Annotated in this window: 14 protein-coding genes; 13 read left to right on the top strand and 1 reads right to left on the bottom strand. The window is 46.9% G+C overall.

Going from position 1 to position 15730, the window contains the following annotated elements; translation table 11 throughout:
* The first annotated feature begins 29 nt into the window (after positions 1–29).
* Together ACOMHB_RS25255 and glnE are read left to right on the top strand one after the other, a co-directional pair.
* Positions 30–908, top strand: coding sequence for a LysR family transcriptional regulator (locus ACOMHB_RS25255; protein ID WP_422409973.1), 879 nt, complete (start codon positions 30–32; stop codon positions 906–908).
* On the top strand, positions 908–3853 hold the full coding sequence (gene glnE, locus ACOMHB_RS25250; protein WP_448218822.1) for a bifunctional [glutamate--ammonia ligase]-adenylyl-L-tyrosine phosphorylase/[glutamate--ammonia-ligase] adenylyltransferase: 2946 nt from the start codon (positions 908–910) through the stop codon (positions 3851–3853). Before ACOMHB_RS25255 ends, glnE begins: the two co-directional genes overlap by 1 nt.
* On the opposite strand, the gene ACOMHB_RS25245 is transcribed toward glnE, so the two are convergent.
* The gene (locus ACOMHB_RS25245; RefSeq protein ID WP_422492150.1) at positions 3817–4179 is read right to left on the bottom strand and encodes a hypothetical protein; all 363 of its coding nucleotides are present in this window, start codon (positions 4177–4179) and stop codon (positions 3817–3819) included. The genes glnE and ACOMHB_RS25245 overlap by 37 nt on opposite strands.
* Here ACOMHB_RS25245 and ACOMHB_RS25240 point away from each other — a divergent pair.
* From ACOMHB_RS25240 to ACOMHB_RS25190, 11 genes are all read left to right on the top strand, one after another.
* Positions 4178–5104, top strand: a complete 927-nt coding sequence (locus ACOMHB_RS25240) for a branched-chain amino acid transaminase (RefSeq protein WP_448218821.1) — start codon at positions 4178–4180, stop codon at positions 5102–5104. The two genes, ACOMHB_RS25245 and ACOMHB_RS25240, sit on opposite strands and share 2 nt — an antisense overlap.
* Before the next feature lie 452 nt (positions 5105–5556).
* Positions 5557–6600, top strand: coding sequence for a lipopolysaccharide heptosyltransferase II (waaF, locus tag ACOMHB_RS25235; RefSeq protein ID WP_448218820.1), 1044 nt, complete (start codon positions 5557–5559; stop codon positions 6598–6600).
* Entirely contained in the window at positions 6597–7604 is a 1008-nt protein-coding gene (waaC, locus tag ACOMHB_RS25230; protein ID WP_448218819.1) for a lipopolysaccharide heptosyltransferase I, read from the top strand. The genes waaF and waaC overlap by 4 nt, the downstream gene beginning before the upstream one ends.
* Positions 7601–8743: a glycosyltransferase family 4 protein gene (locus tag ACOMHB_RS25225; RefSeq protein WP_448218818.1), complete on the top strand. Its 1143-nt coding sequence runs from the start codon at positions 7601–7603 to the stop codon at positions 8741–8743. Before waaC ends, ACOMHB_RS25225 begins: the two co-directional genes overlap by 4 nt.
* Complete coding sequence (rfaP, locus tag ACOMHB_RS25220) at positions 8743–9552, top strand: lipopolysaccharide core heptose(I) kinase RfaP (RefSeq protein ID WP_448218817.1); 810 nt, start codon at positions 8743–8745, stop codon at positions 9550–9552. Before ACOMHB_RS25225 ends, rfaP begins: the two co-directional genes overlap by 1 nt.
* Positions 9553–9933: 381 nt before the next feature.
* Positions 9934–10092: a hypothetical protein gene (locus tag ACOMHB_RS25215; RefSeq protein WP_448218816.1), complete on the top strand. Its 159-nt coding sequence runs from the start codon at positions 9934–9936 to the stop codon at positions 10090–10092.
* Positions 10082–11170, top strand: a complete 1089-nt coding sequence (locus tag ACOMHB_RS25210) for a HigA family addiction module antitoxin (protein ID WP_448218815.1) — start codon at positions 10082–10084, stop codon at positions 11168–11170. The genes ACOMHB_RS25215 and ACOMHB_RS25210 overlap by 11 nt, the downstream gene beginning before the upstream one ends.
* Before the next feature lie 358 nt (positions 11171–11528).
* Positions 11529–12284 carry a lipopolysaccharide kinase InaA family protein gene (locus ACOMHB_RS25205; RefSeq protein ID WP_448218814.1) on the top strand — a complete coding sequence of 252 codons (756 nt, stop codon included), beginning with the start codon at positions 11529–11531 and terminating at the stop codon, positions 12282–12284.
* Positions 12281–13693: a lipopolysaccharide kinase InaA family protein gene (locus ACOMHB_RS25200; protein ID WP_448218813.1), complete on the top strand. Its 1413-nt coding sequence runs from the start codon at positions 12281–12283 to the stop codon at positions 13691–13693. Before ACOMHB_RS25205 ends, ACOMHB_RS25200 begins: the two co-directional genes overlap by 4 nt.
* A 12-nt stretch (positions 13694–13705) precedes the next feature.
* Positions 13706–14800 carry a glycosyltransferase gene (locus ACOMHB_RS25195; protein ID WP_448218812.1) on the top strand — a complete coding sequence of 365 codons (1095 nt, stop codon included), beginning with the start codon at positions 13706–13708 and terminating at the stop codon, positions 14798–14800.
* Complete coding sequence (locus tag ACOMHB_RS25190; RefSeq protein ID WP_448218811.1) at positions 14785–15666, top strand: DUF6625 family protein; 882 nt, start codon at positions 14785–14787, stop codon at positions 15664–15666. The genes ACOMHB_RS25195 and ACOMHB_RS25190 overlap by 16 nt, the downstream gene beginning before the upstream one ends.
* The last annotated feature ends 64 nt before the right edge of the window (positions 15667–15730 follow it).

Below are 15730 nucleotides of genomic sequence, written 5' to 3'. Positions count from 1 at the left end.
ACAAAACACTGTTCAATATTTGATAACAAATGACTGACCTTAATGATCTGATGGTATTTGCAACGGTAGTCGAGAGAGGCAGCTTTACTCAGGCAGCAGAAGCACTGAATACACCGAAATCCAACATCAGCCGCAAGATCACCCGGCTGGAGTCCCGGTTGGGTGTGCGGCTGTTGGAACGTTCAACCAGAACCTTGCATCTGACTGAAATCGGTCTGCGCTACTATCAGTACTGCAAAAGAATCAAAGAGGAATATGAAGCCGCAGGCAGTGCAGTGGAATCCATGCTGGAAAAACCTCAGGGCCGTTTGCGAGTGTGTACCTCTCTCGGGGTTGGACAGTCACTGCTTGGTGACCACCTTGCCGAATACTGCCAACTCTATCCTGAGGTTGAACTTGATCTTAGTTTGACTAATCGACGTGTTGATTTGATTGAAGAGGGGTACGATCTGGCGTTTAGAATTGGAGACTTGCCAGACTCTGGACTGATTGCCAGGAAACTCTGCTCCATCCATCTGCGTCTTTATGCGGCTCCGGGTTTTGCAAAACATAAAATCAAAACGCCGGGCGACTTATTAGAGCATCCGCTAATGTTGATGAGTGCAAAGGAGCGCAACCCCGATTGGCATCTCTTTTGCGGACAAGAAAATAGAACCCTGAAGTTTGAGCCGAGTCTACGCTGCGATGACTTTTCCATGCTGATGAGAATGTCCATCAGGGGGCTGGGTATCACCGAACTGCCAGAGTACATGGCAAAGCATGCCCTGGCAGCAGGTACGCTCATCAATATTCTGCCCGATTGGCAGTTCGAGCCTGTGGACTTATATGCGTTGTATCCCAGTCACCGTGGCTCAACCCCCAAAGTTCGAGCACTGCTCACCCACCTTGCTAAAGAGGGCTTCCACTAATGGCGTCGCCAGATTACAGCCTTGAGTCAATCAAAAGCCTTGAGCGAATGAACTGCCCTGCATCGGTAAAAAGCATCCTGAACAAGCAATGGGACGAGTTTCTGGAAACCTGTCGAGCAAAAGATCTGGCTGACAGATCTGACTCATTATCTCCCGATTTTCTCTCCCAACTTTATAAAACCTGGGCGGGCAGCGACTTTGCTTTTGAACAATGCCTGAAGCATCCGGATCTTGTTTTCCAACTCCATCAGAATCCGGATTTATTAAAAAACCCCAAACCCGAGAGGCATCAGGATGCCCTCCGCCTGCTGACTCAGGAAGTCCTCAACGAAAATGACCTGATGCAGCAACTCCGGGTCTACAGAAACCGTGAGATGGTCAAAATCATCTGGCGTGACCTCAACCGCCTGTGCTCCATGCAGGAAACCACACTGGATCTTTCTGCTATGGCGGATGCCTGCGTCGATCAGTCAATGGACTGGCTGTATGAAGAAGCCTGCAAAACCTGGGGTACCCCGATGGGGGCTCCCTATGGAGAAACACCTCAACCACAAAAGATGATCGTACTCGGCATGGGCAAGCTGGGTGGGCAGGAACTGAATCTTTCTTCCGACATCGACCTGATGTTCACCTATCCTCATAAGGGTGAAACGTTGGGTGGAGCTCGCTCTCTGGATAATCAGGAGTTCTTTATCCGGCTTGGGCAACGTCTGATCAAAGTCCTGGACAATCAAACGGTGGACGGCTTTGTATTCCGGGTTGATATGCGACTGAGGCCTTATGGTACCAGCGGTGCGCTGGCCATGAGTTTTTCCGCTATGGAGCAGTATTATCAGGATCAGGGCAGAGACTGGGAACGCTATGCCATGATCAAGGCCAGGGCCATTGCCGGAGATATCCCGGAAGGTCAGAATCTGCTCAACATTCTGAAGCCATTCACTTTTAGAAAGTACATTGATTTCAGTGCTATTTCTGCCCTCAGGGATATGAAGGCCCTGATTCAAAGAGAAGTAAAGCGCAAAGGCATGCAGGGCAACATCAAATTAGGTCCCGGCGGCATCAGAGAAATTGAATTTATTGCCCAATCATTTCAGCTGATCCACGGTGGCCGGGATCGAAGCCTTCAGGAAAAGGGACTGCTCAACATTCTCAACCGACTCTCGCCGCATTACCTGCCAGAGTTCGTTACACAGGCGTTAACTGAAGCCTACATATACCTTCGAAATTTAGAGCATGCTATTCAGGCGCTGCAAGACAGACAGACTCAGGAACTGCCGGTCGATACCCTGCAACAGGAAAGAATTGCTTTTATTGCAGGGCACCAGGACTGGTCTTCCCTGATGAGTAAGCTGGATCATCACAGAGAGCAGGTCCTGGGACACTTTGATGAGGTTGTGTCCTTACCGGATACATCCAACGATCAGGAACAGACGGTTCAGGAGCACTGGAAGCTACTCTGGCAGGGCAATCTCAACGAAGACGAGGAATTAAAACAATTTCAGGAGAACCACTTTTCAGAGCCACAAGCATCGAGGCAACGCCTGTCAGCGCTCAGGGATGGCAGAGCCATCACCAGAATCCGCCGCCAAAGCCGTGAGCGACTTGACCACTTCATGCCTTCGCTGCTGGAACATATCGGTCGTAGCGAACAGCCTGATCTGGCACTGACCCGAATTCTTCCGCTTATTGAAAGTGTTTTACGCCGAACGGCTTACCTGGTTTTGCTGATGGAAAACCCCAAAGCTCTGGAGCACCTGATCAGCCTCTGTACCGCCAGCCCCTGGATAGCAGACCAGATTGCCCGACATCCGGCCTTGCTGGATGAGTTCCTGGATATTGGTGATCTCTATAACCCACCCAAAAAAGCGGAACTTGAGCACGATCTCAGACAACAACTGACTCATATTCCGGAAGATGATCTGGAAGCCCAGATGGAAGCGCTGCGCTACTTCAAGATGTCACATCTTTTGAAAGTAGCGGCAGCACAGGTTGCTGGTACATTACCCTTAATGAAGGAAAGCGATTACCTGACCTGGATTGCCGAAGCCTTGCTGGATCAAGTGGTCGGCCTCGCATGGAAAACCATGGTTGAGCGACATGGGCACCCTGTGGGTGAAGACGGTTCCATCTGCGATCCTGGCTTTATCATCATTGGCTACGGCAAACTGGGTGGCATTGAACTCAGTCCGGGATCGGACCTGGATTTGGTGTTCGTGCATAACGGCGCTCTCAATAAAGAAACAGACGGCTCGCGCTCCATAGAAAGTTCTAGCTTCTATACACGACTGGGACAGAGAATCATACACATTCTCACCGCTCAAACCCCTTCCGGAAGACTCTATGAAGTCGACATGCGTCTGCGCCCTTCAGGCGCTTCAGGAATGCTGGTCAGTTCACTCACATCTTTCGAAAAGTACCAGCGCAATGACGCCTGGACCTGGGAGCATCAGGCTCTGGTCCGGGCCAGGGCAGTAGCTGGCGATAAACAGCTGACAGCAAAGTTTGAATCACTTCGCAAAAGTATTCTGGCCATTGGCAGGGACCCTGCCACCTTGAAGGCAGAGGTCATCAGGATGCGCCATAAAATGCAAGAGCATCTGACAAAGTCCCGACGGGATGAACAGGGGCAACCCCTCTTTAATCTAAAGCACGATCGCGGCGGCATTGTCGATATTGAGTTTCTTATGCAATACGCCGTATTAGCCCATGCTCACGCCCACCCGGAAATTGCGCAATTTCCGGATAACATTCGAATCTCGGAGTCACTGGAAAAAGTCGGCTACCTGACAGCCAGTGAAGGCAAAGGGCTTAGAGAAGCTTATAAAGTCTTGAGAAAAGCGGCTCACTTGAAAGCTTTGCAAAACGAGCCATCCTTTGTGGAAATCCCCTTGGTGGAGCCCTTCACCCGTCAGGTTGAAGCGCTTTGGCAGCTATGGCTGGAATGAATGTCCCGGCGGTTTGGAATCAGTAGCAAAGTATGATCCAATACTCGTCTGCCTGCAGATAACCGAAGCACAGACAGAATCATGGCCGCCTTACCCACAGCGGCCTGCAAGCCTGGCTTGAGACCCACCGGGCTGAGTAGCCATGAACACGAAACAACCATGAGCACAGAAAGACTTTTGTCACCCAAAGTGATGACAAGACTTTCACTAAGGGTCTTCAATAAAATCACAATACCACCGTGAGAAAACAAAGCTGCCCATTTGGCGATGAACTTAGCTACATTCTCATGGTTAAAATTACTGGATTGCATCGGGAGTTTTCGCATGTCCTTCGCCGATAGAGATGGCGTTATTTGGTTTGATGGCAAGCTGGTTCCATGGCGAGAAGCACAAACCCACGTTCTGACCCATACCCTGCACTATGGCATGGGCGTCTTTGAGGGTGTTCGAGCCTACAACACCGACAAGGGTCCTGCTATTTTCCGTCTGGAAGAACATACGGATCGACTGTTCAGAAGTGCTCATATCCTGGGTATGAAGATCCCTTACTCCCGTGAAGAGCTGATCGAAGCTCAAAAGCTGGTGGTTCGTGAGAACGGTCTTGACAGTGCCTATCTCCGCCCCATGTGCTTCCTGGGCTCTGAAGGTATGGGCCTTCGTGCAGAAGGGCTAACTGTTCACTGCATCGTTGCTGCATGGAACTGGCCTTCTTACATGGACCCTGACGCTAAAGAGAAAGGTATCAAAATCCGTACTTCTTCCTACACCCGTCACCACGTTAACATCACCATGTGCAAGGCCAAGGCCAATGGTAACTACATGAACTCCATGCTGGCACTGCGTGAAGCACTGGACAGCGGCTGCGAAGAAGCTCTGCTGCTGGACAACGAAGGTTACGTGGCGGAAGGCAGTGGTGAAAACATCTTCATTGTCAAAGAAGATGGTATTCTCTACACACCTGAGCTGACTTCCTGTCTGGAAGGAATTACCCGTGACACCATTATCCGGTTTGCCGGGGAACTGGGTCTGGAAGTCAGGGAAAAGCGCATTACCCGTGACGAAGTTTATATTGCCAAAGAGGCTTTCTTCACCGGAACAGCCGCTGAAGTACTGCCTATTCGCGAGCACGATGGCCGCATCATCGGCAGTGGTCAACGTGGCCCCATCACCGAACAGCTGCAAACTATGTACTTTGATCAGGTTCAGGGCCAGCGGGAAGCATACGCTGAGTGGCTGGCTCATGTGATCTGAATCACTGGCTTTCATTCCATAAGCTGTAAGAATTACTGAGTTATTGATCAGAAAAAGTGGCGTATAATCTACGCCGCTTTTTATTTACATGGATGTAATACCAATCGTGCTTTCTAACTCCCGTGATGAGCATGGAGATTTGAGCCTTAAGACAAGGCGGCGTGAGGAGTCATAGCCTTAGCTATGGCGACGATCGCCAACGCAGGATTAAGGCTCAAATCTTCAGCGCAATAGGGAGTTAGAAAGTTCGATTGGTATAATGTATCCCCGGCCTATCTTCAGACGGGGTACCCCTGCATATTTGAAACTGGACACTGTCCAGTGTGCTTATTCTGCCATCGGTGACAGCGTGCTCTCACTGAGGGCGGTAGCGTGCCCAATTACAAGAGATCGATTCCGGATCGATCCCCAGGAGGCTACGGGAGCCTCCCAGAAACAGGAACTGCAGCAACGTGAAGTACTTGATTGTCGGTCCCTCCTGGGTGGGGGATATGGTAATGGCTCAAACTTTGTTCATTGCCCTGAAACGACAACATCCAGAGGCTGTCATCGACGTACTGGCACCAGGCTGGAGCCGCCCCATCATTGAGCGCATGCCTGAAGTCCGGAACGGGATTGATATGCCCTTAGGCCATGGCAGCCTGAATCTGGCCGCGCTTAGAAGAATAGCCAGAGACTTGAAAGCACAAGGGTATGACCGGACCATTCTTCTGCCCAATTCACTAAAGTCTGCCCTGATTCCATTCCTTGCCGGCATTCCTGTCAGAATTGGCTGGCGGGGAGAAATGAGGTATGGCCTGCTTAACGACCTGAGAGTTCTGGACAAAGAGCAATACCCTCTTATGGTTGAACGCTTTGTTGCTCTGGCCTATCCGGATAAGTCGCCACTGCCCTCCCCTCTACCCAAACCTGCCTTGAGTGTTGACAGCCAGAGTGTTGCCAAAGCGTTGCATCGCTATCAACTGTCTGATGACTTGCCCATTCTGGCGCTTTGTCCTGGCGCTGAGTTTGGCCCCTCGAAACAATGGCCTGCCGGTTACTATGGCGAAGTGGCCTTGACGATGGCTCAGAAAGGCTGGCAAATATGGTTGTTCGGCTCTGAAAAAGACCATGCCGTCACCCAGGAAATCATGGGCTACCTGCCCAGAAATCTGCATAAACGTTGTTTTAACCTGGCAGGACAAACCACTTTGGCGGATGCCGTTGACCTGATGTCTCTGGCCCATGCTGTGGTTTCCAATGACTCTGGCCTTATGCACATTGCCGCTGCACTTTCTCGGCCTCTGGTGGCTGTTTATGGCTCGACCACTGCTGCTCATACCCCGCCAATGAACGACAACAGTGAAACACTCTGGTTGGGACTGGAATGCAGCCCCTGCTTTAAACGTGAATGTCCTCTGGAACACATGGACTGCATGAAAAAGCTGGGACCCGAAATGGTTCTGGACGCCCTGGAACGACTGTCTGGTGAACAGACTCTGGAGATTCAGGGTTGAAAGTTCTTATAGTAAAAACCACCTCCATGGGTGATGTGATTCACACCCTTCCAGCCCTCACCGATGCTGCCAAAGCGATTCCGGGCATCCGGTTTGACTGGGTCGTAGAAGAAGGGTTTGCGGAAATCCCGCGCTGGCACCCTGCTGTCGATAAAGTCATACCTGTCGCGGTGAGAAGATGGCGAAAATCGATCCTGAACACAGTCCACTCAGGCGAGTGGCGTCGTTTTCGCAAAGATCTTAAATTCAGAGAATACGATGCAGTTATCGATGCCCAGGGATTATTGAAAAGCGCTCTTATTACGCGAATGGCAAGGGGACCCAAGTTCGGACTGGATAAAAACTCAGCACGGGAGCCTGTTTCAGCCAAGTTTTATGACTTCCCAAAAACGGTTAACTGGGGGCAACACGCCGTCGAGCGTGTACGACAGCTGTTTGCCAAATCACTGGACTACGAATTGCCAACAGAACCCGGACAGTTTTTGCTCGACCAATCCCGATTCGATGGCGACCTGATTCAAAATAAACCCTATGTCGTTTTTATTCATGGCACCACATGGCCCACCAAACACTGGCCAGAAACTTACTGGTGCCAACTGGCCCATAAAGTTCAGGCAGCGGGAATGCATATCGTCATTCCCTGGGGCAACAAAAAAGAGCAAGAACGAGCCAACTGCATCGCAAAATGTTCCGATAATATTGAGGTGCTGCCACGCCTCAGCCTGAGTGGTATTGCCGGGGTCATAGCAAATGCTAAAGCGGCGGTTGCTGTCGATACAGGACTAGGCCATTTGACGGCAGCTCTGGAAAAACCCGCTGTATCTCTATACGGCCCGACCCGTCCTGACCGGGTGGGGGCCTACGGAAGCTCACAGATTCATCTGACCGTTGACCAGTGCCCTGAATGCCAGCTTCCAAAAGCCGACCCGGACATTTTCACCCCTATGACCCCGGATTATGTCTGGCCCTACCTGGAGAAGCTTCTGCAAGAGGCGTCTTCATGATATTGGCTTTTGCGCTTTATAAGTATTTTCCTTTTGGGGGATTACAGAGAGATTTTCTGAGGATTGCGCTTGAATGCCAGAAAAGAGGCCATAGAGTTCTTGTTTTTACCACCTGCTGGCAGGGCGAAAAGCCTGACGGTTTTGATATCCGGGTTCTTAAAGTCAACGGTCATTCAAACCATGTCAGGATGAAGAGCTTCCAACAACAGATCGGCAAAACATTAGCCGACCAGCCAGAAGTCATTTTGGTAGGGTTTAATAAAATGCCGGGGCTGGATATCTATTATGCCGCCGACACCTGTTATCTGGACAAAGCCCAATCAAAAGGCTGGTGGTATCGACTCACATCACGCTTTCGATATTACCAAGCCTTTGAGGAAGCGGTTTTCTCTCAGGAAAGCAAAACCGTTTCCCTGCTGATATCTGCACTGCAAAAGCCTGTCTTTCAGCGGTATTACCATACCCCTGAAGAGCGCATTCATTTGCTGCCTCCGGGTATTTCAAAGGATCGATGTCGACCTGAAAATGCCGAGGCCGTAAGGGCAGAATTCAGAAAAGAGTTTTCACTCACTGATGGGGACAAGCTCGTTCTGATGGTGGGTTCAGGCTTCAAAACCAAAGGTTTGGATCGAGCCATCAGGGCTATTGCTTCATTGCCCGCTTGTCAAAAACAGAGCACTCGTTTCTTTGTGATAGGTCAAGACAAACAAAAACCCTTTGAGTCACTGGCCAAACAATTGGGCATTGAGCAACAGCTTCGCTTTTTTGCTGGCCGAGATGATGTCCCCCGATTTCTGCTGAGTGCCGACCTGCTGATCCATCCAGCTTACAACGAGAATACCGGCACCGTTCTGCTAGAAGCATTGGTTGCCGGGCTGCCTGTGCTGACCACCGATGTCTGTGGCTATGCGCACTATATCGAAGACGCCAAAGCAGGCACTGTATTACCAAGTCCGTTTAATCAGGTTTCTCTGAATGAGGCTGTCAGCACAATGCTTGATTCAGAGCATTGGCTGGAATGGCAAAACAATGCCATTGCATTCAGTCGCTCTGAGGACCTGTATAGCCTGCCTGAGCGGGCCGCTGATATCATTATTGAACAGGCTGATCGAAAGTCTGGCCACTTCTCGATTTCTTAATGCTATATCTTAGAGACGATTTTAAAAAAGCCTGGCAAGGCAAGGACCCCCAATCCCTGTTGGAAACAATGGATGGAGAGGTCTACAGAGCACTTGAAGCTCGCCGTACCTTTCGATTTGAACTGAATGGCAAAGGCTATTTTGCCAAAGTACATGGGGGTGTGGGCTGGTTTGAAATTCTTGAAAACTTTGTGCATTTGCGTAAACCCGTTCTTGGCGCCAGAAACGAGTGGGAAGCTCTGAACAAACTCCATGAGATTAGCATTGATACTATGACACCTGTCGCCTATGGAGAAACCGGGAATAACCCTGCCACACGTCGCTCTTTTCTGGTGACAGAAGAGCTGGCGAATATGGTCACTCTGGAGGATTTTTGCGAGCATTGGAAAACCGCTCCTCCTTCCTTTCGATTGAAGCAAGCTATAACGTTGAAGCTGGCAGAAATCAGCAAAAAACTCCATGATAATGGCGTCAATCATCGTGATTACTATCTTTGCCATTTCATGATGCCTGAAACCCAGACCCCCGATCCGAAACACTTGAAGTTTTATCTGATTGACCTTCACCGGGCCCAGATTCGGGATAAAATTCCCGAGCGCTGGCGACTGAAAGACTTATCTGGACTCTACTTCTCTGCGATGGATTATGGCATCACCCGAAATGATGTTTTTCGTTTTTTGAAAGCCTATACAGGGCTGTCTCTCAGAGACACATTAAAAAAATACAGCGCTTTGCTCAATCGCATTGAGAAGAAAGCCGTAAAACTGTATCAGCGCATGGAACGAAAAGCGGGAAAAAATGACGCTTAAAACTTTGCCCTAAGCCTTCATTTCCTGCAGCCAAAGTGATCGCTTATGGGCAGGCGAGCTAAAGGGGGGTCATGACGTGCGGTGCTCTGGTGACTGAAGGGCTCCCAGGCGTTAGGCTTCTCTCCAAACTCATGGCCCTGAGTATTTTCCCGAGGCCCCCAATACTGCGATGTATAGTCTTCACCCTAAAGGTGAACTATATTGGTTAAGTTGTGTCTATACTTACGGTGTCTCGGTTTGGTAGTCAAGTTCCGAAGCAACAAGCTTAAAAAGTGCTTTTTGAAGAGTAATCAGGCAGTTAGAGAGTTTGGTGATCAGGTTGCGCGGAAGTACATTCTTCGTATCAACACGATCAAAGCAGCAGGTAGTCTTGATGATCTAATGAGATTGTCAGTCTTAAAATGTCACCCTCTCAAGGGGGACAGAAAAGGGCAGTATGCTATTAATCTGACGGGTTTTTATAGACTGATATTCACCGTCGAAGGTGACACGCTGAATATCGCAATGATTGAAGAAGTGAGCAAGCACTATGATGACTGAACAGACTTACGTGTCCGATTTGGCCATTCCCCCAGGTGAGTATTTGGAGGAAGTGCTTGAAGAGATGGATATTACCCAAGCAGAGCTAGCTCGTAGAATGGGTCGACCTCCTCAAGCCATCAATGAGATTCTCAAAGGAGAAAAGGCTATCACACCAGAAACCGCTCTTCAGCTTGAGCAAGTTGTCGGTGTGCCTGCGTATTTCTGGAGCAATCTTGAGTCCGAATATCGCTTGGTAATGGCAAGGGATGCAGATGAAAAGAAGGCAGAAGACGAGCTACAATTAGCTTCTGCCTACCCATATACAGAGATAGCAAAATTAGGCCTTGTTGAAAAAACAAGAAAACCTTTGGAGAAAGTCAAAGAACTCCGAAAATTTTTTGGTGTTTCCTCGCTCTTCCATATTACTTCTGTGAAGGAATACGCTCCTGCATTCAGGCAGAATAAGAAAGAAAGTACTTCTCATGAAGCTCTGGCAGCTTGGCTTAGAGCTGGCCATGTTCTTGCATCCAAAACAGAAGTCAGGCAGTTTGATAAAGTAAAACTTCAGCAATCTCTCCCAGTTTTGAGAGAGCTTACTTTTGAAACAGAGCCGAATACTCTGTTAGAAAAGCTGAGTAATTTACTTGCCGATTGTGGCATAGCATTAGTTGTCATCCCGCATTTCTCAAAAACTTATACTACAGGTGCAACTTACTGGATAGGCAAAAGCAAGGCGGTAATAATGATGTCTATGAGAGGTAGTTGGTCTGATATATTTTGGTTTAGTTTATTGCATGAAATTGGACACATTTTGCTACATGATAAAAGAATTACATTCTTGGAAAATGATTCTAAAGATCAACAATATATCAGACAAGAGTCTGAAGCAGATAAATTTGCACAGACAATATTAATTCCTGAAAGTGAATACTCTGCTTTCTTGAAAGAAGGGGTTTTCACTAAAGCTGCTATCAGCCAATTCTCTCAAGCAATAGGCATTTTTCCCGGTATTATCTCTGGACGCCTTCAATACAACAAAAAGCTACCTCACACTTCTAATTTCCACAGAGTTCGCTTCAAGTGGCAAAACCCCTAACATATAAGAGCCATAACTCTCTCTGTCAAAGGCAAATAACTGCCCCTTGGCAACAGGAGCCAAAGTCATCCAGTTGAACACTGACGAAATCCTGTAATAACACACCGGTTGGCAATGCAGTCGCTTCGCTCGAGAGCACTCATACCGTGATTGGTGCGAAACCACCCGGGATATTATCAGCTCAATGTGCCGTATTGAGATTGGTGATAAAGGCTACTACCTGAAACGATATACCAGAGGCGTGAAACAGCATGCCTTTGAGAGAAGCTCTGGAACAATATCTGAACCGGTGAAAAACAGCAGAAATGAAAACGACAAAACTGTACAAACGAATGCGCCAAAAAGAAATGAGTCATAGATGCTGACAAAATCCCATTGGACAATAAGTCAGGACTATCAAAACTCTCCGGCTGCTTCGGCCTTTTCAAGTCTCGACAAAGTCTTCGCCCTGTCTGGGCAGCCCATCACAAAGGACACCCTCAGCAATGTCCGAAGAGTTGAGGTAGATAACACCGGCTATTATGTGAAACGCTATACCAGGGCTGGCAAAGGACTCAGACGCTACATCGGGCGCAGCCGTATTAAGGCAGAGTGGGAAAATATGCTGTTTTTTCATGAAATTGGTGTACCGGCAGCTCCTGTAGTCGCTTATGGAGAAGAAAAGAAGCATGGAGTAATGACCAGAGGTGCTTTGATTACCCGGGAAGTTGAAAACACCTGGAATTTGAAAATGCTGGTAGATCAGGATCTACCACAACTTTATAGCCGTCAATGGATGGGCATTGTTATCAGTCAAGTTGCCGCTGCCACCAGAAAACTGCACGAGAATAACTTTATTCACACTGACTTAAAGTGGCGAAATATTCTTGTTACGAAAACAGAAAACCCTGTAATAGCTCTGATCGATTGCCCTGCCGGTGCACAGATGTCCGGCTGGTTGCAGAAGAGAAATATCGTAAAAGACTTGGCTTGCCTTGATAAAGTAGCAAAAGAAGTACTCAGTCAAAGCCAGCGTCTCTCTTTTTATAAACAATATGCTGGAGTCAACCGACTGAATAAGAGTGACAAAAAGCTCATTACAAAGATACTGGGCTTCTTTGAGGGCAGGGAATGAGCCCAATTCATTTTAATGAACTTGTCAGCAGGGCGGCCCCTCCTTCAATACCCTTCTCACTTGAGCTGCCTGGCCATGGACCAATCAATATACTTACCAGCCTTCGCTGGTTACCCGGTAAACGGCTAGTAGCCAAGGCTTTATTGAATGACCAGACAGTATTGTTGAAATGTTTTATTGGTTCCTCAGCAAAACGACACTTTCGTAGAGAGCTTTCAGGTATTGAAGGTTTTCAGCAAGCAGGAGTGTCCACGCCGAGCATACTGAATCAGTGTCAGGCAGATGGTTTTGCCTTTATTACGACTAAGTTTCTGGATAAGAGTCAGTCACTGGATGAACTCTGGCGAAGCAATTTATCTGAAGCTCAGCGCTTCAGCTATCTGAAACAAGTGGTAACAGCGATTGCCAGGCTGCACCGTCAGAAAATAATCCATAATGACCCTCATCTTGATAACTTTCTGGTGGCAGGCCATCAACTCTACCTGATTGATGGTGGTGGTACACAGCATCTGTCAATGACAGCACACCCTCGAAAAGCTCTGGATAACCTGGCGCTTTTTCTCTCCGTACTTTTTCCAAAGTATGACAGGCTGTCGCTGCAGTGCCTGCCTGATTATCTGGCCATCAATCCGATTAAAGTTGATCGTTATGATTTTGAAACCGCAATACGCGAGAAGAGAAGATGGCGAGAGCGTTATCTTGAAAAAGTATTCAGGACTTGTACAGACTTCATAGCCAAATCCAGCTTCAGACGGTTCCAGGTAATTGATCGAACCGAGTACAGCGACGCTCTCAATACTTTTCTTAACAGCCCTGATGCTTTTATCAACTCAGGCCAGGTACTCAAGCGAGGTCGAACTAATACCGTTGCCGTTGTATTGCTGGACAACGGCAGAAAGGTTTTTGTTAAACGCTACAAAAGCAAGAAAGGTCTCATTCATAAATACGTACGTGGATTCAGACAGTCTCGTGCGCGCAATGCCTGGTACATTGCTCACTACCTGCTGCGCCTTCTGGGAGTTGACACACCCAAGCCTATTGCATTGCTCGAGTACAGAATAGGTCGGTTTATTACCTGCAGCTACCTGATAACAGAATACGTCGAAGCCCGGGATGCACTTTCATTTTTTACGCAACAGGAAGAAGCTACGCCTTTTGTCCAGAAGCAGGCCCAGAAGCTTCTGGATATTATTGAAGCACTAAAGAGTGGCAGAGTTTTTCATGGTGATATGAAAGCTACCAACTTTATGTTGACGCCAGAACGAATGATGACAATAGATCTTGATCAAGCCATTATTTGCAAAACAGAAAAATGCTTCCAACGCCTGCATAAAAAAGATATTGAAAGGTTTGCCCGTAATTGGGTGGATTATCCTGTCGCAAAACAATTATTTATTACAGATGCATGAGTTTTTTCATTAATGACCAGTAAAACGAAAGAACGATGGGTGCTTCAGCTCTGTCATGGATATGACATGCCCTTCCATGATATTGCCAGACAGTACACCCGACTCCTGAACAAACTCAACTACAAAGTACTAACTGTCTTTCTTACCGGTAAAAAAGACAGCAAAATAGCCCGCTATACAGACTCAGATAAAGTGATTTTTCTGGAAAATAGTTCAGAAGACTTAAGAGGCGCTAAAAGAAAACAGATCGCTCAGGTAAAGGAAATATATAATGAGACCACTCCAGAATTTGTTGTAGCTCAACGTTATAAAGCTATTTACATTGCCTGCCATCTTCCCGAAATACCTGTTATTGGCATTTGTCATGCCTTTGGTGTATTCAATCGCTGGAGGCGACGCGCCTTCGCTTATCTCAACAGGAAACGACTCTTTCTTCTTGGGGTATCAAACGCTGTTTGCAATAATATCAAGCAAGCCCTGCCATTTTTTCCTTCGGGACAAATCAGGTATCAATATAATCATATTGATATAAAAGCAATCCAAGACAAACAGTTGTCAAGAGAAGAATCCAGAAAACTACTTGGGTTGCCAGCAGACGGCTACATTTTTGGTAATGTTGGTCGATTGCACCCTGATAAGGATCAGGCCTCTTTAATCAAGGCTTTTTCCAGAGCCGTGAAATCAATGCCAGATGCATATCTGGTTATTATTGGTAAAGGAAAACTGGAGAGTGATCTGAAAAAGTTAGCTAAAAAAGAAAACATTCAGAAAAAGGTTATTTTTACTGGAGTTGTCCCAGATGCTTATAAATATTTCAAAGCATTCAATAGTTTTATCCTTACTTCAGATCATGAACCCTTTGGCATGGTAGTTCTTGAGGCTATGGCAGCAGGTATACCTGTGGCTTCATCAAACTGTGGAGGGCCTGGTGAAATTCTCAGAGATGACTTATTTCCTTTAGGAGATATTGAAAAAATTGCAGACACGCTTCTGGGGTTTTATCAAAAAAAAGATTCTGACATCAGCGAGTTAACGTTACAAAGGTTTAGTCTCGAGAGTACCAATAAAGATCTTATCAGGTCTCTTGATGATTGGAATATAAATTAATCGCTAGTGGGTTCATCAACTTGCCAAAAATAGCAATTCTCGTCCCCTATTTTGGAAAATGGCCTTTCTGGTTTAATTATTTCCTTAAGTCTTGTGAGCCGAACAAAGATTATCGCTGGTTTTTTTATACTGATTGCGAATCACCCGAAAACCCACCTGAGAACACAAGCTTTTTTAACATCAGCTTTGATGATTATAAAAAGCTGCTTTCAAAAAAATTAAATATCAACTTCGATCCCAGCAGCCCATACAAGCTCTGTGATATAAAGCCAGCCTTGGGATTTATTCACGAAAGCGATATCAAAGGCTATGAATTCTTTGGGTACAGTGATATAGATATAATCTGTGGAAACCTGAACGTTTTTTTTACAAGAGAAAAACGCAATAAGTATGACATTATTTCATCACATTACAGAAGGCTATCAGGTCACTTTTGCCTCTTAAGGAACACCCTGGAAATCAGAGAATTATTCCTTAAAGCAAAAACTTGGAAAGAGGAGTTTGAGAATCAAAATCACACAGCTTTCGATGAAAAGTCCTTTAGCGATCTGTTTGTGAAACATAAAAACTTTCCTCCCAGTCTTCGCCGTATCACAAACAAACTTTACAATCTAACAAGAAAGGTTTCCTTTGAAGAAGCTTATAGTACACCAAATACAAGACCTCTATGGCATGATGGAACTAGAAACTACCCTGATACTTGGTTGTATAAAAATGGAAAATTGAATAACAACCTTGATGGTGACAGAGAGTTTCCATACTTACACTTCCTTTATTGGAAGAATGATGTTTGGCCTAAAAGCCAAGAGCTTTTGCCCCCTCCAGAAAAAGAAGAATGGTTAATTAGCAGTCAAGGCTTTACCTGAGATTTTGAAATTTATTATATAGCGAGCTGTATGATGCAAAGTTTAACGAACCTAACCTCTCTAA

It is taken from the genome of Endozoicomonas sp. 2B-B, from assembly GCF_053470045.1.
This window is presented reverse-complemented; position numbering and strand designations above follow the sequence as displayed.

What these genes read in the sequence shown, in the direction of transcription:
- ACOMHB_RS25255 (WP_422409973.1), top strand. Translation starts at nt 30, where the DNA reads ATGACTGACCTTAATGATCTGATGGTATTTGCAACGGTAGTCGAGAGA.
- glnE (WP_448218822.1), top strand. Translation starts at nt 908, where the DNA reads ATGGCGTCGCCAGATTACAGCCTTGAGTCAATCAAAAGCCTTGAGCGA.
- ACOMHB_RS25240 (WP_448218821.1), top strand. Translation starts at nt 4,178, where the DNA reads ATGTCCTTCGCCGATAGAGATGGCGTTATTTGGTTTGATGGCAAGCTG.
- ACOMHB_RS25245 (WP_422492150.1), bottom strand. Translation starts at nt 4,179, where the DNA reads ATGCGAAAACTCCCGATGCAATCCAGTAATTTTAACCATGAGAATGTA.
- ACOMHB_RS25225 (WP_448218818.1), top strand. Translation starts at nt 7,601, where the DNA reads ATGATATTGGCTTTTGCGCTTTATAAGTATTTTCCTTTTGGGGGATTA.
- rfaP (WP_448218817.1), top strand. Translation starts at nt 8,743, where the DNA reads ATGCTATATCTTAGAGACGATTTTAAAAAAGCCTGGCAAGGCAAGGAC.
- ACOMHB_RS25215 (WP_448218816.1), top strand. Translation starts at nt 9,934, where the DNA reads ATGAGATTGTCAGTCTTAAAATGTCACCCTCTCAAGGGGGACAGAAAA.
- ACOMHB_RS25210 (WP_448218815.1), top strand. Translation starts at nt 10,082, where the DNA reads ATGATGACTGAACAGACTTACGTGTCCGATTTGGCCATTCCCCCAGGT.
- ACOMHB_RS25205 (WP_448218814.1), top strand. Translation starts at nt 11,529, where the DNA reads ATGCTGACAAAATCCCATTGGACAATAAGTCAGGACTATCAAAACTCT.
- ACOMHB_RS25200 (WP_448218813.1), top strand. Translation starts at nt 12,281, where the DNA reads ATGAGCCCAATTCATTTTAATGAACTTGTCAGCAGGGCGGCCCCTCCT.
- ACOMHB_RS25195 (WP_448218812.1), top strand. Translation starts at nt 13,706, where the DNA reads ATGACCAGTAAAACGAAAGAACGATGGGTGCTTCAGCTCTGTCATGGA.